The following is a 20,518-nucleotide window of genomic DNA, read 5'->3' on the forward strand; positions in this document are numbered from 1 at the left end:
GGCTCGGCTCTACAGGATTGCCTACGGCATCCGGTAATGCCCGATGATGGCGTGCTGGAACAGCAGATTCTCTTCGCGCGTGCCGCGCGCGATGTTGTGCAGTACCAGCGGCGTGCCGTTGGCCAGCTTGCGGTCGGAGACGATGCCCACGTGCAGCAGGCCGTTGCCGTTGAGCTTCCAGGCGACGATGTCGCCGGCCGCGTAGTCGGCGGCGAGGGCCGTGATCGGCTGCTGCCAGCCCTGCCGTTCGAACCAGCGCATCAGGTTCGGTACGCGGCGATGATCGATGTTGCGATCCGGTCGTGACAGGCCCCAGATCGCCGGATAGGCACTGAAGTTGCCGCGCATGTCCTCATGCACGCGGGCCTGCAGGTCCACGTCCAGGCTGCGCAGCGCGCGCACCACCACGTCGGTGCACACGCCGCGATCAACCGGGACGTCTCCGCCGGGATAGGCCAGCACCTGATAGGCAGGGTCGTAGCGGGTGGTGACGCCGATCTGCGCGCGCGCTGCAGCCACCAGCGGCGGCGAAGGCGCCTGCGGCTGCGATGGCGTGTGACCGGCGTTTCCGCCGCCGGTGGGGGCCGGGGCCGAAGTGGGCTGGCAGCCGCTGGCCAGGGCCAGCGTCAGCAGCACCATCCATGGTGCCCAGCCGCGCCGCGTCATGCCTGCGGCGGGGGACTACTGTTGCCGGGGCCCGCGGAGCCACCACCACCGCCACCACGGCGACGACGACGGCGCGGGCCGCGATTGCCCGGGTTGGCGGCCGGAGCGTTACCGCCGCCCTGTTCCTTGCCCTGCGCCGACGCAGCCGGGCGCTCGTGCGCCGGGCGCGCGGGCGGACGGGCGTTGGGCACGGGGGCGGGTACATCGCGGCCTGGCACCTGCACCACGCGCAGTTCATCGGTATCGAGCTGGATCGCGGTGAGCTTGCCGCCCCAGACCGCGCCGGTGTCGATGGCGTGCACGCCCTGGGTGATGGTCAGGCCCAGCGCCGACCAGTGGCCGCAGACCACCTTCAGGTCGCGCTCGACCCGGCCCGGCACTTCGAACCAGGGATACAGCCCCTGTTCCTGCGTGCCCGGCGTGCCCTTGTCCTCGATGCCGATACGTCCGCGCGGGGTGCAGTAGCGCATGCGGGTGAGCACGTTGATGATCGCGCGCGATCGGTCGTAGCCGGACAGGTTGGGGGCCCAGCTCGGCTTGTCGCCGTACATGTTGCGGAACAGCTTGCGGTAACCGGCGCCATGCAGCTGCACCTCGACCTCGGCGGCATGTTTTTCGGCCATCTGGGTGGTCCACTTCGGCGCCAGGCCGGCATGCACCATCATCCAGCCCAGCTCGCGGTCCACGTGCACCAGCTTCTGCAGGCGCAGCCAGTCCAGCAGTTCGTCGCGGTCCTCGGCCTGCACGATGCGCAGCAGGTCCGGGTTGACCTTGCGCTGTTCCTCTTCGGTGCGCGCACCGACGGCCAGCAGCGAAAGGTCATGGTTGCCCAGCACCACCACGCTGTGATCGCGCAGCGAATGCACCAGCCGCAGCGTTTCCAGCGACTGGCCACCCCGGTTCACCAGGTCGCCGCAGAACCACAGGGTGTCCTGCGCCGGGTCGAAACGGATCTTTTCCAGCAATCGCTGGGTGACGTCATAGCAGCCCTGCAGGTCGCCGATCGCCCACACACTCATCGTTCGGCCTCCGTGTCAGTGCAGGGTACGCGGGATGGCCAGCACGAAAGGTGCGACCGGCGCGGCAAATTCGGTGCCGTCGTCGGCGACCATGTCGTAGTGGCCCTGCATGGTCCCGTGATCGGTCCCCAGCATGACACCGGACGTGTAATGGAAGTCTTCACCGGGACGCAGGCGCGGCTGCTCGCCGATCACCCCGTCGCCGTCGACATGCTCGACGCGGCCGTTGGCATCGGTGATGCGCCAGTGGCGTGCGACCAGGCGCGCGGCAACACGTCCCTGGTTGTGGATGCGGATCGTGTAGGCGAACGCATAGCGCCCGTCTTCCGGCGCGGATTGATCGTCGAGGAAGCGCGGTGCGACTTCGACGGAGATGGCATAAACGTCAGCGTCTTCCATACCGGCAGTGTAATCAGGAGGCATTGGCCAAGGCGATGAATTCGGCCACGTCCAGCTGTTCGGCGCGGGCATCGGGACGCACGCCGGCGGCAACGAACTGTTCGGCGGACACCACGTTGTTCAGGGCGTTGCGCAGGGTCTTGCGGCGCTGCCCGAAGGCGGCCTTGACCACCTCGGCGAAACGCTTGTGGTCGTTGATGTTGATCGTGGCCGGGTCACGCGGCACCAGCCGCACCACGGCCGAATCGACCTTCGGCGGCGGCCGGAACGCGCCCGGCGGCACCACGAACAGCGAGGTCACCTGGCAGTAGGCCTGCAGCATCACGCTGAGCCGGCCGTACACCTTGCTGCCGGGGCCGGCGGCCATGCGGTCGACCACTTCCTTCTGCAGCATGAAGTGCATGTCGCGGATCATCGCGGCATGTTCCAGTGCATGGAACAGGATCGGCGAGGAGATGTTGTAGGGCAGGTTGCCGACCAGGCGGATCGGCTGGCCGGCAGCCAGTTCGGTGAAGTCCACGCGCAGCACGTCGCGGTGGACGATGGTCAGCTCGCCCAGCGGCTCGGCGGCGGCGGTCAGCGGCGCGATCAGGTCGCGGTCGAACTCGATCACCGTCAGTTTCGGATGCACGCGCAGCAGCGGCAGGGTGATCGCGCCCTGGCCGGGACCGATCTCGACCAGGCGGTCACCGTCTTTCGGGTTGACCGCCATCACGATCTTGTCGATGTAGTGGCGGTCGGCCAGGAAATGCTGGCCAAGCTGCTTCTTGGCCGGGGCGGTGAACACCGGGCCGGAGGGGGAATGCGGGGAATTCATGCGCTCAGTGTACGTTGCCGCGCAAGCTGCGCACACAACGTCGTGGCCGCCTGCAGGCTGGAAGGATCGGCAATGCCGCGCCCGGCCAGATCCAGTGCCGTGCCATGGTCCACCGCCACGCGCGGGTAGGGCAGGCCCAGGGTCAGGTTCACCGCCTGCTCGAAGCCCGAATACTTCAGCACCGGCAGGCCCTGGTCGTGGTACATCGCCAGCACGGTGTCGAAGCCCGCCAGCTTGGCCGGCAGGAAGGCGGTATCGGCCGGCAGCGGCCCGATCAGGTCCATGCCCTCGGCGCGCAGGCGCTGCAGCAGCGGAATGATCAGGTCCAGCTCCTCACGACCCAGATGGCCGTCTTCGCCGGCGTGCGGATTCAGGCCGAGCACGGCGATGCGCGGCGCAGGCAGGCCGAACTCGCGGCGCAGGGCGGCATGCACGGTGCGCAGGGTGTGTTCCAGGCGGGGCGCGGTGATCGCGTCGGCCACCTCGCGCAGTGGCAGGTGGGTAGTGGCCAGGGCCACGCGGACGATGTGGTTGGCCAGCATCATCACCACCTTCACCCCGGCCTGGTCGGCCAGCAGTTCGGTGGTCCCACTGTAGGCGATGCCGCCTTCGTTGATGACCGCCTTGTGCACCGGGCCGGTGACCACGCCGTGCAGTTCGCCGGACAGGCAGGCCTGGCCAGCACCGAGCAGGGCAGCGATGACGGCACCGGCATTGGCCGGGTTGGCCTGGCCGAAGTGGCTGGGCACGGTATTGGCCACAACGCGCACACGCAGATCACCGGGGACGCGTGCTTCGGCGTCCTCGGGCAGCAGCTGCAGCGGCAGGTTCAGCGCGGCGGCGGCCGCGCGCAGGGTATCCGGGTCGGCGAAGGCCAGCAGCCGGCAATCTTCACGCGGCTGCTGGACGAGGCGGACACACAGCTCCGGGCCGATCCCGGCGGGCTCGCCCGGTACCAGAGCGAGCTCGGGACGCATCGGTCAGGACTGCGGCGGCGTGGCGGTGTTTTCCGCGCGGTCGCCGCTGCGGAAGCTGACGTAGGCTTCGCCACGCAGTTCCTGCAGGAAGCGGTTGTACTCGTCTTCCAGCTTGCGGCGGCCGATGGTCTCGCGGACCTGGGCGCGCTGGTTGTCGTTGGTTACGTCGGTCTGGCGGGTGGCCACGCGCTGCACGATGTGCCAACCGGCATCGGTGCGGAACGGCTGGCTGACGCCGCCATCCTGGATGCCGGACACCTGCTGGCCGAACGCCGGACCGAACGCGTCGACCGGGAACCAGCCCAGATCGCCGCCCTGGCCCTTGCTGTTGTTGTCCTCGGAGGACTCCTTGGCCACGGTCTCGAAGTCCGCGCCACCGGCGATGCGGGCCCGCAGGGTATCGATCTTGGCCTTGGCGGCAGCGTCGCTCTGGTGATCGTCCACGCGCACCAGGATGTGGCGGCCGTGGTACTCGGTGACCGTGTGCTCACCACCGCTGGCGGCGCTGGCATCACGCACTTCCACCAGCTTCAGCAGCTGGAAGCCGCTGGGGCCGCGGATCGGGCCGACCACTTCGCCGGGCTTCATCTTTTCCATCATCTGCGCGAAGGCCTGCGGGATTTCATCCAGGCTGCGCCAGCCCAGGTCGCCGCCTTCCAGCGCGTTGGGGCTGTCCGAATAACGCACGGCGGCCGCGTTGAAGTCCAGCTCACCCTTGTCCAGCAGGGCCTTCACGCCCTCGGCCTTCTTCTGGCCGGTGGCGATCTGGTCGGCGTTGGAGCCGTCGGGCAGGGCGATCAGGATGTGTGCCAGGTGGTACTGGTTGCCCACCGTGGCCTGCTGCTTCAGCGCGGCGTCCACTTCACCCTCGCTGACACTGATGCGGCTCTGCGCGAAGCTCTGGCGCAGGCGCTGCACGGTGATTTCATCGCGCACCGAAGCACGGAAATCGTTGAAATCGATGCCGTCGTGGGCCAGGCGCTGGCGCAGTGCATCCAGGTTCGAGCCGTTCTGCTGGGCGATGGCATTCATCGCCTGGTTCAGCTCCTGGTCGCTGACGCGGATGCCGCTGCCCTGGGCGCGGGCCACCTGCAGCTTGACCAGCACCAGGCGCTCGAGCACCTGGCGGCTGAGCACGTCTTCCGGCGGCAGCTGGTTTTCACGGCCGGCGTACTGCGCCTTGATGTTGGCGATCGCACGCTGGAGCTCGCTCTGCAGGATCACGTCCTCGTCGACGACGGCGGCGATGCGGTCCAACGGCTGCGCCTCCTGCGCGAGCACCTGCAGGGGGGCGGACACGCTGGACACCGCCAGCAGGGAGGCGAGAAGAACGGGGAAGCGCTTGGTCATGGGATCTGATTCGGATCGTAGTCATCCCGGGTCGCCCCGGTGTTGCTGGGCGGCACGAGATAGAGGTCGTCGCGGTTGTAGCCGAGGATAGCACGGCGCAGCGTACGGTCCGTGTCCTGGCCGATGGAGCTGAGGCCCTTGAGCACGAACTCCAGCTGGAAGGAGTTGTTCATGTCGCCTTCGCGGTTGCGCACGTAGCGGCGGGCCACCGCACGGACCGCCAGGCAGCAGCTGTCCCACTGCACGCCGGCGATGATCTCCAGCGGTTCCTTGTCCTGCAGCGAGTAGTAATACCGGCCCACCAGGCTCCAGCGCGCATTCAGCGGGTACAGGAACGACAGGTCGGCCTGCTCCAGCAGGGTCCGGTCATGCTTGTTGGCGGTCGCCGGGGCGCCGGCGTTGATGCGGTAGCGGTAGCTGAGGTTGATCACGCCATCGTTGGGCATCAGATAGCGGGCGCGGACGCTGGCCAGATCCTCGCGCTTGTACTTCGGGTCCCACTGGTAGGTGGCGCCCAGGGTCCAGCGGTCGTTGATCATGTAGTTGCCGTCGGCGATCCAGGCCGACTTGCCCTTCTCCACCGGTGCGCCGCCCGGCGTGGTGCTGACCCGCGATTCGTCGAAGTACTGGATCTGGCCGATCGCGGCCGAGAAGCGTTCCTTGCCGGTGGTCTGGTCGATGAAGCGGGTGCCCAGTGCCAGGGTCAGCTGGTTGGCATCGTTCTGGCGGTCGGCGCCGGTATAGCGCGAGTCGCGGAACAGCTGGCCCCAGCTGAAGGTGAAGTCACGGGTGTCGAAGATCGGCAGCTCGTCCTGGTTGCGATAGGGCGTGCGCAGGTAGAACAGGCGCGGCTCCAGGGTCTGCAGGAATGACTTGCCACCGATCGACGTCTCGCGATCGAAGAACAGGCCGGCATCAAGGCTGCCGATCGGCAGGCTGCGGCTGGGCGAGGTATTGCCGCGCAGTTGTTCCGGGGTGGCCGTGGCCGGGTCGATGCCCTGCGAGCGCAGGATCTGGGCCTGGATGCCGTTGACGCCGTCGACCAGGCCGCGGTCCAGCTGGTAGGCCGTATAGCGGTAGGCCAGGGTCGGGGTGATGTACCAGGCCGCGCCACTGATCGGGAACGACACGTACGGCTTCACGTCCAGGCGCGAGCCACCGCTGATGCCAAGACCGGATGTCTGCTGGATGCCGTTCCGCGTGTACTGCAGATCCGTGCCCCGGTCCGGTCCGTACTTGAAGTTGACGTCGTCGTGGGTGAAGCGCACCGCTTCGGTGTAGATGCCGGTTTCCAGCCACGGCAGCACCGGCTTGTTCCAGTTGAAGAACAGGCGTGGCTCGCGGTTGTAGGGCAGGGCGCGCTCGTCGAGGGTGTAGTCGGTCAGCTGCCAGCGGTCGGCCATGATGCCGGCCGTCCAGTTCTGGCCGGTGCCGTACAGGCCGATGGTGCTCTGCAGGTTGGAGGCGGTCACGCCCACCAGGCGGTTGGCGAAGTCCTCGACATAGCGCTCGTCGCTCACCCAGGCCAGGTTGGCGCGGGCCTGCCAGTGGCTGTTCACGTTGTGGTAGCCGTCGAACATCACCCGGCCGCGGTCGCGGTCGCGCAGCTTGTCGCTGGGCATGTAGCTGGTCAGCACCTCGCCACGGCCGCCGTTGTAGAGGTAGCGGAACTCGTTGTCGAGCAGCAGGCCGCGCCGGCTCATGTAGCGCGGAGTCAGGGTGTCATCGTAGTTCGGCGCCAGATTGAAGTAGATCGGCTGCGCGTAGTCGAAACCGTTGCGGCCGGACATGCCCAGCTGCGGGAACAGCAGGCCGGTCTTGCGGCGGTCATCGATCGGGAACTTGAAGTAGGGCGCCCACAGCACCGGCACCTTGCCGATGCGCAGCACCGCGTTGCGGGCCGTGCCGAAGCCTTCGTCGTTGTCCACTTCGATCTGCGGCGCCGACAGCTTCCATACCGGCTGCGACGGGTCGCAGGTGGTGTAGGTGGACCGGTGCATCTGGCCGACCGCGCCCTGCAGGTCGACCGACTCGGCATCGCCGTTGCCCCGGCGCGACACCAGCTGGTACTTGATGTCGGAGATCTTGTGGGTGTCGCTTTCCTGGTTGCCTTCGGCGCGCTTGGCGACCATCCGGATCGACCCGTCCTGGTAGCGGACATTGCCGTCGGCGATGTAGTTGCCGGTCTCGGTGTCGAAGCTGAGCTTGTCGGTACCGACGAACTGGTCACCGCGGCGCAGCGCCACGTTGCCCTCGTACTGCGGCACGGTGGTGGTGCCCAGCAGCTGGTCGCCTTCGATGTCGGTCGGCTGGTTCTCGCGGGCGGCCGCGGCAGCAGCCTTGTCCTGGGCCGGGACCGGGGTGGGGGCGTCTGTGAACGCGGGAATGACGTCGGTGGCCGGGCACAGGCCCCAGTTGAGCGGCTTATCATCGGCCATCGCCGGCAGGCTGATGGCGATGCTCAGAGGCAGGGGAAGCAGGCGGAGGGCTCGGCGCACGCGGTTCGGATTCGGGCGAAAACGGACGGTAGCTTGCCCCATCCCTTGCATAGGGGCAATGAAGGGCGCCGGAGCCTGCCGGTTCGGGTTCATCCGGCGGAGGCACCCGCAGAGGGGGTGATCAGGGCCTGGACATGGGCCACGCTGCACTCGGCCAGGGCCTGCAGGTCGTAGCCTCCCTCCAGCATCGAGACCACCCGGCCGGCCGCGTGACGGCGTGCCAGCGCGTGCAGTTCACGGGTGATCCAGGCGAAATCGTCGGTCTCCAGCATCAGGTCCGCCTGCGGATCACGCAGGTGGGCGTCGAAGCCGGCCGAGATCAGCAGCAGCTGCGGGCGGAAGTCGTCGATGGCCGGCAGCATCTCGTCGGCCCAGACGTTGCGGAAGCGGAAGCCGCCGCTGCCCGGCGGCAGCAGGATGTTCATCAGGTTGCCGGCACCGCGGTCGCGGCGCAGGCCGGAATTGGGAAACAGCCCAGCCTGGTGGGTGCTGTAGTACGAGACCCGGGCATCGTGCTGGAAGATGTCCTGGGTGCCATTGCCGTGGTGCACGTCGAAATCGACCACCGCGATCCGCTCCAGGCCATGGCGGTCGCGGGCATAGGCGGCGGCGATGGCGATGTTGTTCAACAGGCAGAAGCCCATCGCCGTGCTGCTGGTGGCGTGGTGGCCCGGCGGGCGCACCGCGCAGAAGGCCAGCGGGTCCTCGCCCAGCATCACCGCATCGACTGCGGCCACACCGGCACCGGCGGCGTGCACGGCGGCGCTGGCCGAGCCGGGCGAGGTCCAGGTGTCCATGTCCAGCTGGCGCAACGGCGCGGTCTGCGGCTGCAGCACGAAGTCGAGCAGGGCGCTGTCGTGGACCCGGGTCAGTTCGCCGAACTTGGCCGGCGGCGCTTCGCGCCAGTCCAGCTGGCCGGGGAAGGCCGCGTGCAGCGCGTCCAGCACATGCTGCAGGCGTTGCGGGCATTCGGGATGGCCGGGACCGGGGTCATGCAGCAGGCAGGACGGGTGGGTATAGACCAGCATCGTGCCGACTCAGCGCTGGCGCTGCTGCGGTTGCCACAGCGCTTCGCCCTGGCCATCGGCGCGGGCCAGCACCCGGGCCAGCACGAACAGCAGGTCCGACAGCCGGTTGAGGTACTGCAGCGCCTCGCTGCGCACGGCTTCGTGGCGGGCCAGGGTGACCGTTTCGCGCTCGGCGCGGCGGACGATGGTGCGGGCCAGATGGCAGCGCGCGGCGGCTTCGCCGCCGGCTGGCAGGATGAATTCCTTCAGCATCGGCAGGTCGGCGTTGTAATGGTCCAGCTGCTGTTCCAGGGCCGAAACGTCGGCGGCATGGATCGCAGCGTGGCCGGGGATGCACAGTTCGGCGCCCAGGTCGAACAGCTGGTGCTGCAGATGCACCACCAGCGCGCGCACATCCTCGGGCAGGGGAGCAGCCAGCAGCAGGCCGAGCGCGGCGTTGGCCTCGTCGACGGTGCCGAAGGACGCCACGCGGGCGTCATCCTTGGCCACGCGCTGGCCGTCGCCAAGGCCGGTACTGCCGTCGTCGCCGGTGCGGGTGTAGATGCGCGAGAGGCGATGACCCATGGCGCGGCTCAGTGGCGGATGTCGCGGCGGGCCTGCTGGAGCTTCAACACCTGCTCCACGGCCAGCTGCAGGGCGGCGGCCAGCGCTACATAGATCGCCGTGGTGCGCAGGTAGGGCCCGAACCACTGCGCGTAGTTCTGCGCCCAGCCGGCCAGGGTCGGCTCGGCCACGTTGCGGCTGGACCAGTAGAAGCCGCCCTGTGCCAGCAGGTGGCAGACCGCCACCGAGGCGACCAGCAGCAGTGCGCCCTTGGCCAGTACCGGCCAGCGCGCGCTCTGGTAGTTGCGGCCCAGCAGCATGCCGCCGGCCCACAAAGAGAAGTAGGCCGGCAGCAGCAGCCAGTAGCCCGGCGACACGCAGTAGTGCTGCCAGAAATCCAGTCCGCTGCTGCGGATCACGATCCAGTCGACCAGCACGGCGAACACCATCAGCAGCGGGAACGCCCAGCGCGTCCAGCGGGCCAGGTAGAAGCCACCGATGAAGAACACGGCCCAGGAGGCATCCGGAATGGCCGCGAAGTGGTTGACCCGGGTCGCCGCCAGCAGCAGTACGAGTACGGACAGGACGAAGGCGCGGTTGGCGGTATCGGACATGGCGGGGGCCCGGAGCGGATTCAGGTTTCATTCTAGCCCGCCGCGCAGGTTGGCGCAGGTGCCGCCCGTTCGGCGTACAGTCGGGGCGAGCGCGTATCATGAACACATGAGTGAACGACATGACGTGCTGATCGTCGGTGGTGGCCTGGTCGGTGCCAGCCTGGCCATTGCCCTGGACCGCCTGGGCCGCGACGTGGGCCTGCTCGAGGCCAGCCCGGCCGGCGAGCTGCCTGCGGTGTTCGACCAGCGCAATCTCAGTTTCGCCGCTGCCACCGTCAATGCGCTGACCGCGCTGGGGGTGATGCAGAAGCTGGCGATGGCACCGGGCCCGATCCGGCGCATCCATGTCAGTCGTGCCGGCGATTTCGGCCGTGTGCAGCTCGAAGCGGCCGATTACGACCGGCCGTGGTTCGGCCAGGTGGTGGTCGCGCGCGATTTCGGCCAGGCGCTGGAAGCGCGGCTTCAGGAGCTGCCGCGCCTGCGCCGTTATCGGCCGATGCGGTTCCTGGGGCTGGGCGAGGTGGTGGACGGCTACCGCCAGGTGCGGGTGGCTGACGAGGCGGGTGAACGCGTGCTGCTGGCACGTCTGGTGGTGGGGGCCGATGGCACCACCAGCGGCGTGCGTGGCGCGCTGGGCATCGAGGTCGACCGCCATGATTTCCAGCAGACCCTGTTCGTGGCCCGCGTGCGCAGCCAGCGCGCGCCGGACGGCACGGCCTGGGAGCGGTTCACCGATACCGGCCCGACTGCCCTGCTGCCGCGTGGCGATCGTCACTTCGGCACCGTGCATGGCGTAGCGCGCGACCACGCCGATGCGGTAATGGCGCTGGACGATGCGGCGTGGCTGCAACGCCTGCAGAACGCGATCGGCTGGCGTGCCGGCCGCCTGCTCGAATCCGGTCCGCGCAGTGCTTATCCGCTCATCCAGGTACTGGCGCGCGCGCTGGCCAGTGAACGCACGGTACTGCTGGGCAATGCCGCGCAGACCATTCATCCGCTGGGTGCACAGGGCTTCAACCTGGGCCTGCGCGATGCGCTGACCCTGGCCGAGCTGCTGGAGGATGCGCATGAGGATGCCGGCAGTGATGCACTGCTGCAGGCCTATGTCGCGCGCCGCGAGGAAGATCGCCGGCAGACGGTGGCGTTCTCCGGCGGCCTGGCGCGCCTGACCAGCAACCCGGCGCCGCTGATGCGGCCGCTGCGCAGCCTCGGCCTGGTGGCCGCGCAACGCGCGTCGGTGCAGTCGATGCTGGTCGGTGGCGCGATGGGCTTCCGTGGCGACGTGCCGCGCCTGTGCCGTGGAGAAGCCGCATGAGCCGGCGCACGCGTCTTGATGTGGCCATCGTCGGTGGTGGCGTGGTCGGTGCCGCGTGTGCGCTGGCGCTGGCCGATGCCGGCCTGTCGGTTGCGCTGGTGGAAGGCCGTGAACCGGCGCCGTGGCAGGCCGCACAGCCTGACCTGCGCGTGTTCGCCTTTGCCGCCGACAACGTGCAGCTGTTGAACCGCCTGGGCGTGTGGCCGGCGATCGCGCAGGCCCGCGCCTGGCCCTACCGACGCATGCAGGTGTGGGACGCGGCCGGTGGCGAGGATCTGCTGTTCGACGCTGATCGTTTCGGCCGGCGCGAACTGGGCTACATCGTCGAGAACGGCCTGCTGCAGGACCGCCTGTGGGCGGCGCTGCCGGCGGCGGGCGTGCAGCTGCACTGCCCGGCACGGGTGGAAGCACTGGAGCAGGACGAGGATGGCGTGCGCCTGCGCCTGGATGACGGTCGCCGCCTGGAAGCGGCGTTGGCGGTGGCCGCCGACGGTGCCGAATCGACCCTGCGCCAGCTGGCCGGGATCGAGGTTGAAAAGCATGACTACCACCAGCGTGGCGTGGTGGCCTACGTGGACAGCGATCTTCCCAACCAGGCCACGGCCTGGCAGCGTTTCCTGCCGAGCGGTCCACTGGCGCTGCTGCCGGTGGCCGAGCGCCGCAGCTCCATCGTCTGGACCCTGCCCGAGGATGAAGCGGCTCGCGTGCTGGCGTTGGACGAGGACAGCTTCAACCGCGAACTGACCCGCGCCTTCGCTGCACGCCTGGGCGAACTGCGTCTGGCCTCGCCGCGTGCGGCGTTCCCGCTGCGCCGTCAGCTGGCGCGTCACTATGTGGCCGGCCGCGTGCTGGCGCTGGGCGATGCCGCACATGTGGTGCATCCGCTGGCCGGGCAGGGCGTGAACCTGGGGCTGCGCGATGTCGCCGCCCTGCAGCAGTGGCTGGCGCCGTCCGCCGAGCGTCGGGGCCAGCCGCGGCTGTCGCCGCAGCGACTGCAGCGCTGGGCACGCGAACGGCGCAGCGACAACCACATCGCCGCTTACAGCTTCGATGCGATCAACCGCCTGTTCTCCAACGACGAAATGCACCTGACCCTGGCCCGTGGTCGCGCGCTGGGCTGTGTCGGCAAATGGCCGCCGCTGGTGCAGGCGTTCTGGAAGCGCGCCGCTGGGGTGTAAGCGGAATACATGCCGCACGACGCTTCCGGCATCAGTGAACAAAAAAAGGGGACGGAGGGGATCAAGTCGTTTGTGCCACAAACGACTTGATCCCCTCCGTCCCTTTTTTCAGTCGACCAGCCAACCGGCCAGGTCTGCACGATCCAGCTTGCCGCGACGCTTCACGTCCAATGCATTGAACTCATCGGCCAGTGCCGGATTTGCCTGCGCTTCCTCGCGGCTGATGAAACCATCGCCGTTCACATCCAGCGCGGCGAAGTGGATGCGGTACTGGCCAACCACGCTGCTGGGCTCCAGCGAACGCACCGTCACCTGTGCCTCGCCGGCCGGCTGTGCAATCTCGACGCTGCCGCTGACCCGACCGGCATCCAGTGGCTGCTGGCGGATCGCGCCGCCGGTGGGGCCCAGCGGCTGGCTCTGCGCCGGGGTGTGCGGCAGGTGCTGGGCCATGGCCGGTGCGGCTGACAGCAAAGTGATCAGCAGGGTGAGCGAGTGGTAGCGCATGGTTCCCTTCCCCGGTAGCGCCGGGCCATGCCCGGCGGATGCAATGGGTTCAGCGCAGCGGCGAGGCCAGCACCGTGATTTCTTCCCGATCGTGATACAGCTGCTTGGCGCGTACCACCAGCGGCTTGCCGGCCTGGTCCTGGAACAGGTCCAGGCATAGGCGGGTTTCGTCCCAGCGCTTCTTCATCGGCAGCTTCAGATTGAAGATGGCGTGCCTGCACCAGCCTTCGCGGAACCAGGTGGCCATGCGTTCGGCCACGCGGCGCGGCTGCTCGACCATGTCGCAGACCATCCAGTCCAGCGGCTGTTCGGGGTGCCAGTGGAAACCATCGGCGCGCAGGTGCTCGACCAGACCGGTGTCCAGCACGTGCTGGCGCAGCGGGCCGTTGTCGATGCTCAGCACGTGCATGTGCTGGCGGGTCAGTACCCAGGTCCAGCCGCCGGGGGCGGCGCCCAGGTCGGCCGCACGCATGCCGGGCTTGGCCAGTGCTTCGCGTTCTTCCGGCGTCAGCAGGGTCAGCAGTGCTTCGTCCAGCTTCAGTGCCGAACGCGAAGGCGCCTCGGGCAGCAGCTTCAGGCGCGGGATGCCCAGTGCCCACGGCGCGCTGTCGGCCGGGTCGGCCACGCAGACGAAGGCATGGGTGCCGTCGACGAACACCACGTGCAGGCGCGGCAGGCGGTTGTTTGGCTTATCAGTGAGCTTGCCGGCCTTGCGCAGCGCCGGGCGCAGTGCATTGCCGAAGGCTCGCGCCAGCCCGGACAGCGGCTTGCCAGCGTCCGAATCGGGGTGCTCCACCCACAGGTCGCCGAAGCGCGGCGCATCGGCCAGCACCTCCAGCATCGGGGTGATGCGATCGCTCGGGTCCAGCTGCGGCAGCTCGGCCAGCACGACCAGCTTCTGCCGCGCGAAGATCAGTTCTCGCCAGCGCAGGCGTGGCGCCAGTGCTGCAGCGTCGTCGCACATGAAAAGCACATAGCCGTCATTGCGCTGGGTGCGCGCATAGCCAGCGAAACCGGCTTCACCGGCGCGGAACTGCAGCTCGCCGGCCAGCTCGGGTTCAAAGCCCTGCCGGCACAGGCACAGCAGGCCGATGCCGGTCTCAGTAACGGGCGCCATCGCTTTCCCCATAGGTTCGCAGCACGCTGCGCGCGGCGTCGCGGTCCAAGCCCTGCACCACTTCGATGCCACGCTTGTTGAGCTCGCCGACCCAGTCGGCCGGCAGCGGGCCTTCATCGAACGGGGTCAGTTCCTCGACGTCGGCCGCACTGGCACCGATCAGCAGGCGGTCGATGCCGGCCCACACGGTAGCGCCATAGCACTGGCAGCATGGCTGCGAACTGGTGGCCAGGGTGACCGGCGACAGCACCGCGTTCAGGCGCGGGGTCTGCAGGCGCTGCTGGGCCAGCATGTAGGCCATGTTCTCGGCGTGCGCCAGCGAAGTCGCGTGCGGCATCACCCGGTTCACGCCAGCGGCGATGACCTTGTCGTCCGGGCCGAACACCACCGCACCGAACGGGCCGCCACTGGCGTGCTCGACGTTCAGCCGCGACAGCTCGATCGCCAGCGCGACCTTGGCCTCGTCGCCCGGATATCGACGATCCAGGTCGATCTGGTCGTGGATCCAGGCGGGAAGGGTCAGGTGGACTTGCGCGTACAGCATCGCGGGGGTGCCTCGTGTGGGATGGAAAAAAGTGCGGTTGCTTGGGGAACCGGCGCGCAGTGTAGCCGCACCGGCCTGTATCGGGTGTGGGCGTGGGTCAGCCTGGCGAGCCGGTGCGGACCACCACGTACTGCTTGCGGAATTCCAGCCCTGCCTGCGGCCAGCTGGCCGCGTAGGCGCGCAGCAGGGGCAGGGCGGCGGCGAAGTCGTGGCCGTTGACCCGGCAATCGGCCTCGCACAGGCCATCGTCATCGCGCGAGGCGAACAGGCGGATGGCCAGGAAAGAACGCGTCTTCAGCAGCGCATCGAATGCATCGATGCTGCGCGTGAACAGGCAGCAGGGGCAGGAGCCATGATCGTCTTCGCTGCGGGGGCCGGTGTCCATCTCATGCTCGCGGTAATGCGCCAGTGGACCGAGCACCACGGTGCGTTCGAGTTCCTGGCCGTCAGCGCCGGCCGGATAGGTCAGGCCCATCATCGGCAGGCCCTGCGCGTCTTGGGCGCCGATCGCGGTCTGCAGGGTCACCAGGTCCACCCGGGCCCAGGCCTGGAAGCCGGACAACAGCGATGCCTGCTCATCGGCACCATTTGCGTGCTGGTACTCGAACAGGCCATCGGCGAACAACTGCGGATGCTGGCTTTCAATGACGGTGGAGGTCTGCCAACCACCGTTGTCGCGCGCGTGTGCGGCCATTGCATGCGGGGTCAGGCGCAGGCCGCTGTCCAGCAGCAGCGCGTTGCCGTCGACGCGGCTGGCGGTGCCGGCGTCCTGAAGGACCTGCTGCAGCAGCGGGAGGAGGGCAGCGGAGGTCGTGGTCATGTCAGGCCTGTCGGTGGATGGGGTGGAACATCCAGGCAGGGCCTGGAAAATCTAATGGTCGAGCGCGTCGAGCTCGGCGCGATATCGCTGCGCGTCGGGCTGCTGCTGCGGGTCGTTGCCGTGGTCGCGCAGCCAGCTTTCCAGTTCGCGGCGATAGTCCGCGCGGAACTCGGCATTGCCCGGGCTGAAGTGCAGCTTGCGCGCCGCTACCTCCACGCGCTCGCGCGCACTGGCACGGGCCTGGGCGATGCCATGCGGGGATTCGTTGGTGAGGATGACGAAGTTGCGTGGGAAGCCCGGCGTGTACTTGACCACGAACGGCTGGTCGCGCGCCGGGATGCGGATGGCGTTTTCCAGCGGCCACAGCGAAGCGGTGTTGGTGTAGAACACCACGTCCACGTCGCGGCCCTCGGCGGTATGCAGCACCCCTTCGTAGCGCCAGATGTACTGTTCGTTGAGCGTGGAACTGGTTCGCTCGGCCTTGACGATCACCGCTTCACCACGCTCGCCCACCACGTTGAGGAAGGTGGCGTTGAGGAAGTGGCCGAGGAACATGTTGAGCATCGCCAGCGGGAACACCACGATGGCGTAGCCCGGAAAGCGCCGCCACCACGAGACCAGTCCGGCCAGCACCATCGCTGCAAAGAACGTCAGCAGCGGATGCTGCGAGATGAACCAGAACAGGACGGAGAGGGCGGTGATCATTGTCGATGGCGTGCGGGCGCCATGCTGGCGCCCGCGCAGGTCCTCAGGCCGACCAGGTATCGCGCAGGGTCACGCTGCGGTTGAACACCGGCTTGGCTTCGGTGTGGTCGCGGCGGTCGGCGACGAAGTAGCCGGTACGTTCGAACTGGAACGACTGCTCCGGTGCGGCGCTGGCCGCGGCCGGCTCGACATAGCCGGTGACGGTGCGGCGCGATTCCGGGTTGAGGTAGTCGCGGTAGGTCTTGCCTTCCGATTCGTCGTCCGGATTGGCCACCGAGAACAGGCGGTCATACAGGCGGATCTCGGCCGGCACACCGTGCACGGCGCTGACCCAATGGATGGTGCCCTTGACCTTGCGGTTGGCGCCTTCCATGCCCGGACGCGATTCCGGATCCAGCCAGCCGCGCAGCTCGGTGATGGTGCCGTCGGCATCCTTTATCACTTCATCGCAGCGGATGATGCCGGCGCCGCGCAGGCGCACTTCGCCACCCGGGACCAGGCGCTTCCAGCCCTTCGGCGGTACTTCGGCGAAGTCCTCGCGGTCGATCCACACTTCGCGTGCGAACGGTACTTCGCGGCTGCCGAAGCTCTCGTCCTTCGGGTGGTTGCTGAAGGTCAGCTGTTCTTCGTGGCCTTCCGGCAGGTTGGTCAGCACCAGCTTGACCGGATCGATCACCGCCATGCGGCGCGGCGCGGCACTGTCCAGGTCTTCGCGTAGCGCGCCTTCCAGCACGCTGAAGTCGATCAGCGAGTTCTGCTTGCTGATGCCCACGCGTTCGGCGAACAGGCGCATCGCCGCAGGGGTATAGCCACGGCGACGCAGGCCCTGCAGGGTCGGCATGCGCGGGTCTTCCCAGCCATCCACCAGCTGTTCGGTGACCAGCGCCATCAGCTTGCGCTTGCTCATCACCGTGTAGTTGATGTTCAGGCGCGAGAACTCGATCTGGCGCGGCTTGGCTGCTTCGCGCGGCAGGCCGGCGTCGACCAGCGGTTGGGTCAGCGCATCGTCATGGGCGAAATCGACGTTGTCCACGCACCAGTCGTACAGCGGGCGGTGGTCTTCGAATTCCAGCGTGCACAGCGAGTGGGTGATGCCCTCGATCGAATCGCCCAGTGCATGGGCAAAGTCGTACATCGGGTAGATCGGCCACGCGTTGCCGGTGTTCTGGTGCTCGACGTGCTTGATGCGGTACAGCGCCGGATCGCGCAGGTTGATGTTGCCGCTGGCCATGTCGATCTTGGCGCGCAGGGTACGCGCGCCATCCGGGAATTCACCGGCCCGCATGCGGCGGAACAGGTCGAGGTTTTCCTCGACGCTGCGGTCGCGCCACGGCGACGGGCGGCCCGGCTCGGTCAGGGTGCCGCGGTAAGCGCGCACTTCCTCGGCCGACAGGTCGCAGACATAGGCCTTGCCCTGTTCGATCAGCTTCTCGGCGGCCAGGTAATAAGTCTGGAAGTAGTCCGAGGCGTGGCGCAGCTCGTTCCAGCTGAAGCCCAGCCAGCGCACGTCGTCCTGGATCGCGGCCACGTATTCCGGATCTTCCTTGGCCGGGTTGGTGTCGTCGAAACGCAGGTTGCAGACGCCGCTGAATTCACCGGCGATGCCGAAGTTCAGGCAGATCGACTTGGCGTGGCCGATGTGCAGGTAGCCGTTCGGCTCCGGCGGGAAGCGGGTCTTGATCGCCTGGTGCTTTCCGCTGGCCAGGTCCTCGCGCACGATCTGGCGGATGAAATCGCGCTTTTCGTGGCTGTCGGCGGGGGTCTCGGGGCTGGCGGGGGTGTGCTCGGACATGAGTCGGCGAAAAGAAAGGCAGAAAGACCAACAGTCTAGCGCGTACGGGGCAGGGCTGCCCGGTAGGGCTGGCCGGCGGAATGGTCACGCGCCGTCACCACCACCATTCAGCCCCCGGGCGTATGCTGGACCCATGTCCCATGGAGCCGCCGCATGCACATCGTGTACAAGGCCGACAACCTGTTCGACGCCCACCTGGTCAAGCACGCGCTGGAAGATGCCGGCATCCCGGCCTTCGTGTTCGGCGAGTCGCTGCTGGGTGGCATGGGCGAGCTGCCGCTGTTCGGCGTGCTGCGGGTGGGCATCCCCGACGCGGCGCGGCCGCAGGCCGAGGACATCGTGGCGGCGCTGGACTTGGGCCACGCGCCGGACGCCCCCATCTCAGATGCAGACGACATAGCCGGACTTCCGGCGTAGGAGCGCATCATGTTGGGAATTGGCCAGGGCATCCTCGGCATCGGCGCCTTCAAGCAGCGCCTGCCGCGCCCGGAAGAAGCACTGCCGGGGCGTGACCAACCGCTGCCGCTGCACAGCAACCAGCACTTCGTGAACAGCCATCCGCTGAAGGACCGTTTCGCCGGCCTGCAGCAGATCCGTTTCGCGCTGGGCTGCTTCTGGGGCGCCGAGCGCAAGTTCTGGACCGAACCGGGCGTGTACAGCACCTCGGTCGGCTATGCCGGCGGCATTACCCCGAACCCGACCTATGAAGAGGTCTGCTCGGGCCTGACCGGCCACACCGAAGTGGTGCAGGTGGTGTTCGACCCGGCGGTGGTGAGCCTGGAGCGGCTGCTTCAGCTGTTCTGGGAGAGCCACGACCCGACCCAGGGCATGCGCCAGGGCAACGACACCGGCACCCAGTACCGCTCGGCGATCCACGCCACCGACGAGGCGCAGTACAAGGCAGCGCTGGCCAGCCGCGAGGCCTACCAGGCGCAGCTGGACGCCGCCGGTTACGGCCCGATCACCACGGAGATCGTGTATCCGGCGCCTGAGTATTACTACGCCGAGGATTACCACCAGCAGTACCTGGCGAAGAACCCGAACGGTTACTGCGGTATCGGCGGCACCGGCGTGAGCTGCCCGATCGGGTTGGATGTGGAGGTGCCGCGCTGACGCGCGGTGGTCCGCCTGCGGCGGGCAGAAGCTGAAAGCAACGGCCAAAGCCAAAGCCAAAGCGGCTCTGGGTTGCTGTGGGTTTGGCGGGACGGGTACAGATGGCGGGACACGCCGTGAACCCATCCCTGGGGGCTCGGCCACGGCATCCATGCCGTGGACGGTCCCGCCATCTGCACCCGTCCCGCCTTCGACAGTTTCCCGGTGACGGTGGGCAACAGCATTGGGTTACTGACGAACTAATGGAAAACAAAAAGGACGCGGCCTTCGCCGCGTCCTTTTTGTTTGTGAGCACGCGAAGCGCGCGACCCGCTTTTGCTCTTCTTTTCTTTCTTCCGTGGCGGACCGCCGCAGGAAACTGTCGAAGGCAGGGCGGGTGGGTCGTGCAGGGGCGTGAGCCGCATGGATGCGGCGACCGAGCTTACATGGACGTACTTGCAGCGTCCCCTGCATGGCCCACCCGCCCTGCCAATCCCACGATCTGCCTTGCGCGACCCGCCACGAGGGGCTCAGCCGTTGGCCGGAACCCTCACAGTGCCTCGCGGATCCGCTCGCGCAGTGCTTCCAGATCCTTGGCAAACGCCTCGATACCGGTTGCCAGCTTCTCGGTCGCCATCGGATCGGCCGCCAGATCCGCCGCGAACTTCGCTGTATCGATCGGGGTCACCGCCACGCCGTCGGCGGCACCGGCCACCAGCTTGCGCGGCAGCTCGCCGTGGTCGGCGTCCAGCTTCTCCAGCAGGTCCGGCGAAATCGTCAGGCGGTCGCAGCCGGCCAGTGCTTCGATCTGCGCGGTCGAACGGAACGAGGCACCCATCACCACCGTCGACGAACCGCGACGCTTGAATTCGGCATACACGCCACGCACGAACTTCACGCCCGGGTCTTCGTCGATGCTGGCCGGGGTCTGGCCGTTGGCCACGTACCAATCGAGGATGCGGCCGACGAACGGCGAGATCAGGAACGCGCCGGCTTCGCTGCAGGCCAGCGCCTGGGTCGGGTTGAAGATCAGGGTCAGGTTGCAGTCGATACCCTCGGCCTGCAGGATGCGCGCGGCTTCCACGCCTTCCCAGGTCGCGGCGATCTTGATCAGGATCTTCTCGCGCGGCACGCCTGCATCCGCGTACATCTGGATGAACTGGCGGGCCTTGGCCACGGTGGCGGCGGTGTCGTAAGCCTGGTCGGCATCCACTTCGGTGGACACGCGGCCCGGCACCAGCGTGCTCAGCAGCGCGCCGACGCCGATGGTCAGGCGGTCGGCCACGGCATGCACCACGGCTTCGCGGTCGCCACTCTGCTGGCGGCCCCAGGCCAGTTCGCGTTCGATCAGCTCGGCGTAGACCGGCAGGTCCAGCGCCTTCTTCACCAGGGTCGGGTTGGTGGTGCAGTCCACCGGCTGCAGGCGCTTGATGGCGTCGTAGTCACCGGTATCGGCAACGACCACGGACAGTTCGCGCAGCTGGGACAGTTTGGACGGGGTACTCATTACGGCTCCTGGTGCAGGGGGATCGAATCGCGC

General features: G+C 67.9%; 20 protein-coding genes and 1 pseudogene. 4 read left to right on the forward strand and 17 right to left on the reverse strand.

The window, feature by feature from the left end:
• Positions 1-21: 21 nt before the first annotated feature.
• The 10 genes and pseudogenes from GOC52_RS03325 to GOC52_RS03370 form a co-directional block, all read right to left on the reverse strand.
• Positions 22-666: a DUF1287 domain-containing protein gene (locus tag GOC52_RS03325; RefSeq protein WP_043398083.1), complete on the reverse strand. Its 645-nt coding sequence runs from the start codon at positions 664-666 to the stop codon at positions 22-24.
• Positions 663-1,685, reverse strand: a complete 1,023-nt coding sequence (locus tag GOC52_RS03330; protein WP_043398084.1) for a symmetrical bis(5'-nucleosyl)-tetraphosphatase — start codon at positions 1,683-1,685, stop codon at positions 663-665. Before GOC52_RS03330 ends, GOC52_RS03325 begins: the two co-directional genes overlap by 4 nt.
• A gap of 15 nt (positions 1,686-1,700) precedes the next feature.
• A complete protein-coding gene (gene apaG, locus GOC52_RS03335) occupies positions 1,701-2,084 on the reverse strand; it encodes a Co2+/Mg2+ efflux protein ApaG (RefSeq protein ID WP_005412297.1) in 384 nt (127 codons plus the stop codon).
• A 13-nt stretch (positions 2,085-2,097) separates the two neighbouring features.
• Positions 2,098-2,901 (reverse strand): 16S rRNA (adenine(1518)-N(6)/adenine(1519)-N(6))-dimethyltransferase RsmA, encoded by an 804-nt coding sequence (rsmA, locus tag GOC52_RS03340; RefSeq protein WP_043398085.1) that lies wholly within the window; start codon positions 2,899-2,901, stop codon positions 2,098-2,100.
• Positions 2,898-3,878: a 4-hydroxythreonine-4-phosphate dehydrogenase PdxA gene (gene pdxA, locus GOC52_RS03345; RefSeq protein WP_043398088.1), complete on the reverse strand. Its 981-nt coding sequence runs from the start codon at positions 3,876-3,878 to the stop codon at positions 2,898-2,900. Before pdxA ends, rsmA begins: the two co-directional genes overlap by 4 nt.
• A gap of 18 nt (positions 3,879-3,896) precedes the next feature.
• Positions 3,897-5,228 (reverse strand): annotated as a pseudogene (locus GOC52_RS03350) (peptidylprolyl isomerase); the annotation flags it as partial.
• Positions 5,225-7,726 (reverse strand): LPS-assembly protein LptD, encoded by a 2,502-nt coding sequence (gene lptD / locus GOC52_RS03355; protein ID WP_010481829.1) that lies wholly within the window; start codon positions 7,724-7,726, stop codon positions 5,225-5,227. The pseudogene GOC52_RS03350 and the gene lptD, both read right to left, overlap by 4 nt.
• Positions 7,727-7,815: 89 nt before the next feature.
• The gene (locus tag GOC52_RS03360) at positions 7,816-8,754 is read right to left on the reverse strand and encodes a histone deacetylase family protein (RefSeq protein WP_010481827.1); all 939 of its coding nucleotides are present in this window, start codon (positions 8,752-8,754) and stop codon (positions 7,816-7,818) included.
• Between the two features lie 9 nt (positions 8,755-8,763).
• On the reverse strand, positions 8,764-9,318 hold the full coding sequence (locus GOC52_RS03365) for a cob(I)yrinic acid a,c-diamide adenosyltransferase (RefSeq protein WP_043398096.1): 555 nt from the start codon (positions 9,316-9,318) through the stop codon (positions 8,764-8,766).
• Positions 9,319-9,326: 8 nt separating this feature from the next.
• Positions 9,327-9,911, reverse strand: coding sequence for a hypothetical protein (locus GOC52_RS03370; protein ID WP_019338105.1), 585 nt, complete (start codon positions 9,909-9,911; stop codon positions 9,327-9,329).
• A gap of 106 nt (positions 9,912-10,017) precedes the next feature.
• Between GOC52_RS03370 and ubiH the strand changes: the two genes are divergently transcribed.
• Positions 10,018-11,226: a 2-octaprenyl-6-methoxyphenyl hydroxylase gene (gene ubiH, locus GOC52_RS03375; RefSeq protein ID WP_043398102.1), complete on the forward strand. Its 1,209-nt coding sequence runs from the start codon at positions 10,018-10,020 to the stop codon at positions 11,224-11,226.
• Entirely contained in the window at positions 11,223-12,404 is a 1,182-nt protein-coding gene (locus GOC52_RS03380) for a UbiH/UbiF family hydroxylase (RefSeq protein WP_043398105.1), read from the forward strand. The genes ubiH and GOC52_RS03380 overlap by 4 nt, the downstream gene beginning before the upstream one ends.
• Before the next feature lie 108 nt (positions 12,405-12,512).
• On the opposite strand, the gene GOC52_RS03385 is transcribed toward GOC52_RS03380, so the two are convergent.
• The 6 genes from GOC52_RS03385 to GOC52_RS03410 form a co-directional block, all read right to left on the reverse strand.
• Complete coding sequence (locus GOC52_RS03385; RefSeq protein WP_019337027.1) at positions 12,513-12,908, reverse strand: EF-hand domain-containing protein; 396 nt, start codon at positions 12,906-12,908, stop codon at positions 12,513-12,515.
• A 49-nt stretch (positions 12,909-12,957) separates the two neighbouring features.
• Positions 12,958-14,025 carry a 23S rRNA (cytidine(2498)-2'-O)-methyltransferase RlmM gene (rlmM, locus tag GOC52_RS03390; protein ID WP_019661128.1) on the reverse strand — a complete coding sequence of 356 codons (1,068 nt, stop codon included), beginning with the start codon at positions 14,023-14,025 and terminating at the stop codon, positions 12,958-12,960.
• A complete protein-coding gene (locus GOC52_RS03395) occupies positions 14,009-14,569 on the reverse strand; it encodes a nucleoside deaminase (RefSeq protein ID WP_019661129.1) in 561 nt (186 codons plus the stop codon). Before GOC52_RS03395 ends, rlmM begins: the two co-directional genes overlap by 17 nt.
• A 97-nt stretch (positions 14,570-14,666) precedes the next feature.
• On the reverse strand, positions 14,667-15,389 hold the full coding sequence (locus GOC52_RS03400) for a DUF6348 family protein (RefSeq protein ID WP_019661130.1): 723 nt from the start codon (positions 15,387-15,389) through the stop codon (positions 14,667-14,669).
• Positions 15,390-15,440: 51 nt separating this feature from the next.
• Entirely contained in the window at positions 15,441-16,094 is a 654-nt protein-coding gene (locus GOC52_RS03405; RefSeq protein ID WP_019661131.1) for a membrane protein, read from the reverse strand.
• Positions 16,095-16,137: 43 nt separating this feature from the next.
• The gene (locus tag GOC52_RS03410; protein WP_019337032.1) at positions 16,138-17,886 is read right to left on the reverse strand and encodes a glutamine--tRNA ligase/YqeY domain fusion protein; all 1,749 of its coding nucleotides are present in this window, start codon (positions 17,884-17,886) and stop codon (positions 16,138-16,140) included.
• Positions 17,887-18,039: 153 nt separating this feature from the next.
• Here GOC52_RS03410 and GOC52_RS03415 point away from each other — a divergent pair, with 153 nt between their 5' ends.
• Entirely contained in the window at positions 18,040-18,303 is a 264-nt protein-coding gene (locus GOC52_RS03415) for a putative signal transducing protein (protein ID WP_010481810.1), read from the forward strand.
• Positions 18,304-18,333: 30 nt separating this feature from the next.
• The gene (gene msrA / locus GOC52_RS03420; protein WP_043398134.1) at positions 18,334-18,999 is read left to right on the forward strand and encodes a peptide-methionine (S)-S-oxide reductase MsrA; all 666 of its coding nucleotides are present in this window, start codon (positions 18,334-18,336) and stop codon (positions 18,997-18,999) included.
• A gap of 529 nt (positions 19,000-19,528) precedes the next feature.
• On the opposite strand, the gene GOC52_RS03425 is transcribed toward msrA, so the two are convergent.
• Positions 19,529-20,485 (reverse strand): transaldolase, encoded by a 957-nt coding sequence (locus GOC52_RS03425; protein WP_043398112.1) that lies wholly within the window; start codon positions 20,483-20,485, stop codon positions 19,529-19,531.
• Positions 20,486-20,518 lie beyond the last annotated feature (33 nt).

Source organism: Stenotrophomonas sp. SXG-1 (genome assembly GCF_014083965.1).
Lineage (GTDB): Bacteria > Pseudomonadota > Gammaproteobacteria > Xanthomonadales > Xanthomonadaceae > Stenotrophomonas > Stenotrophomonas geniculata.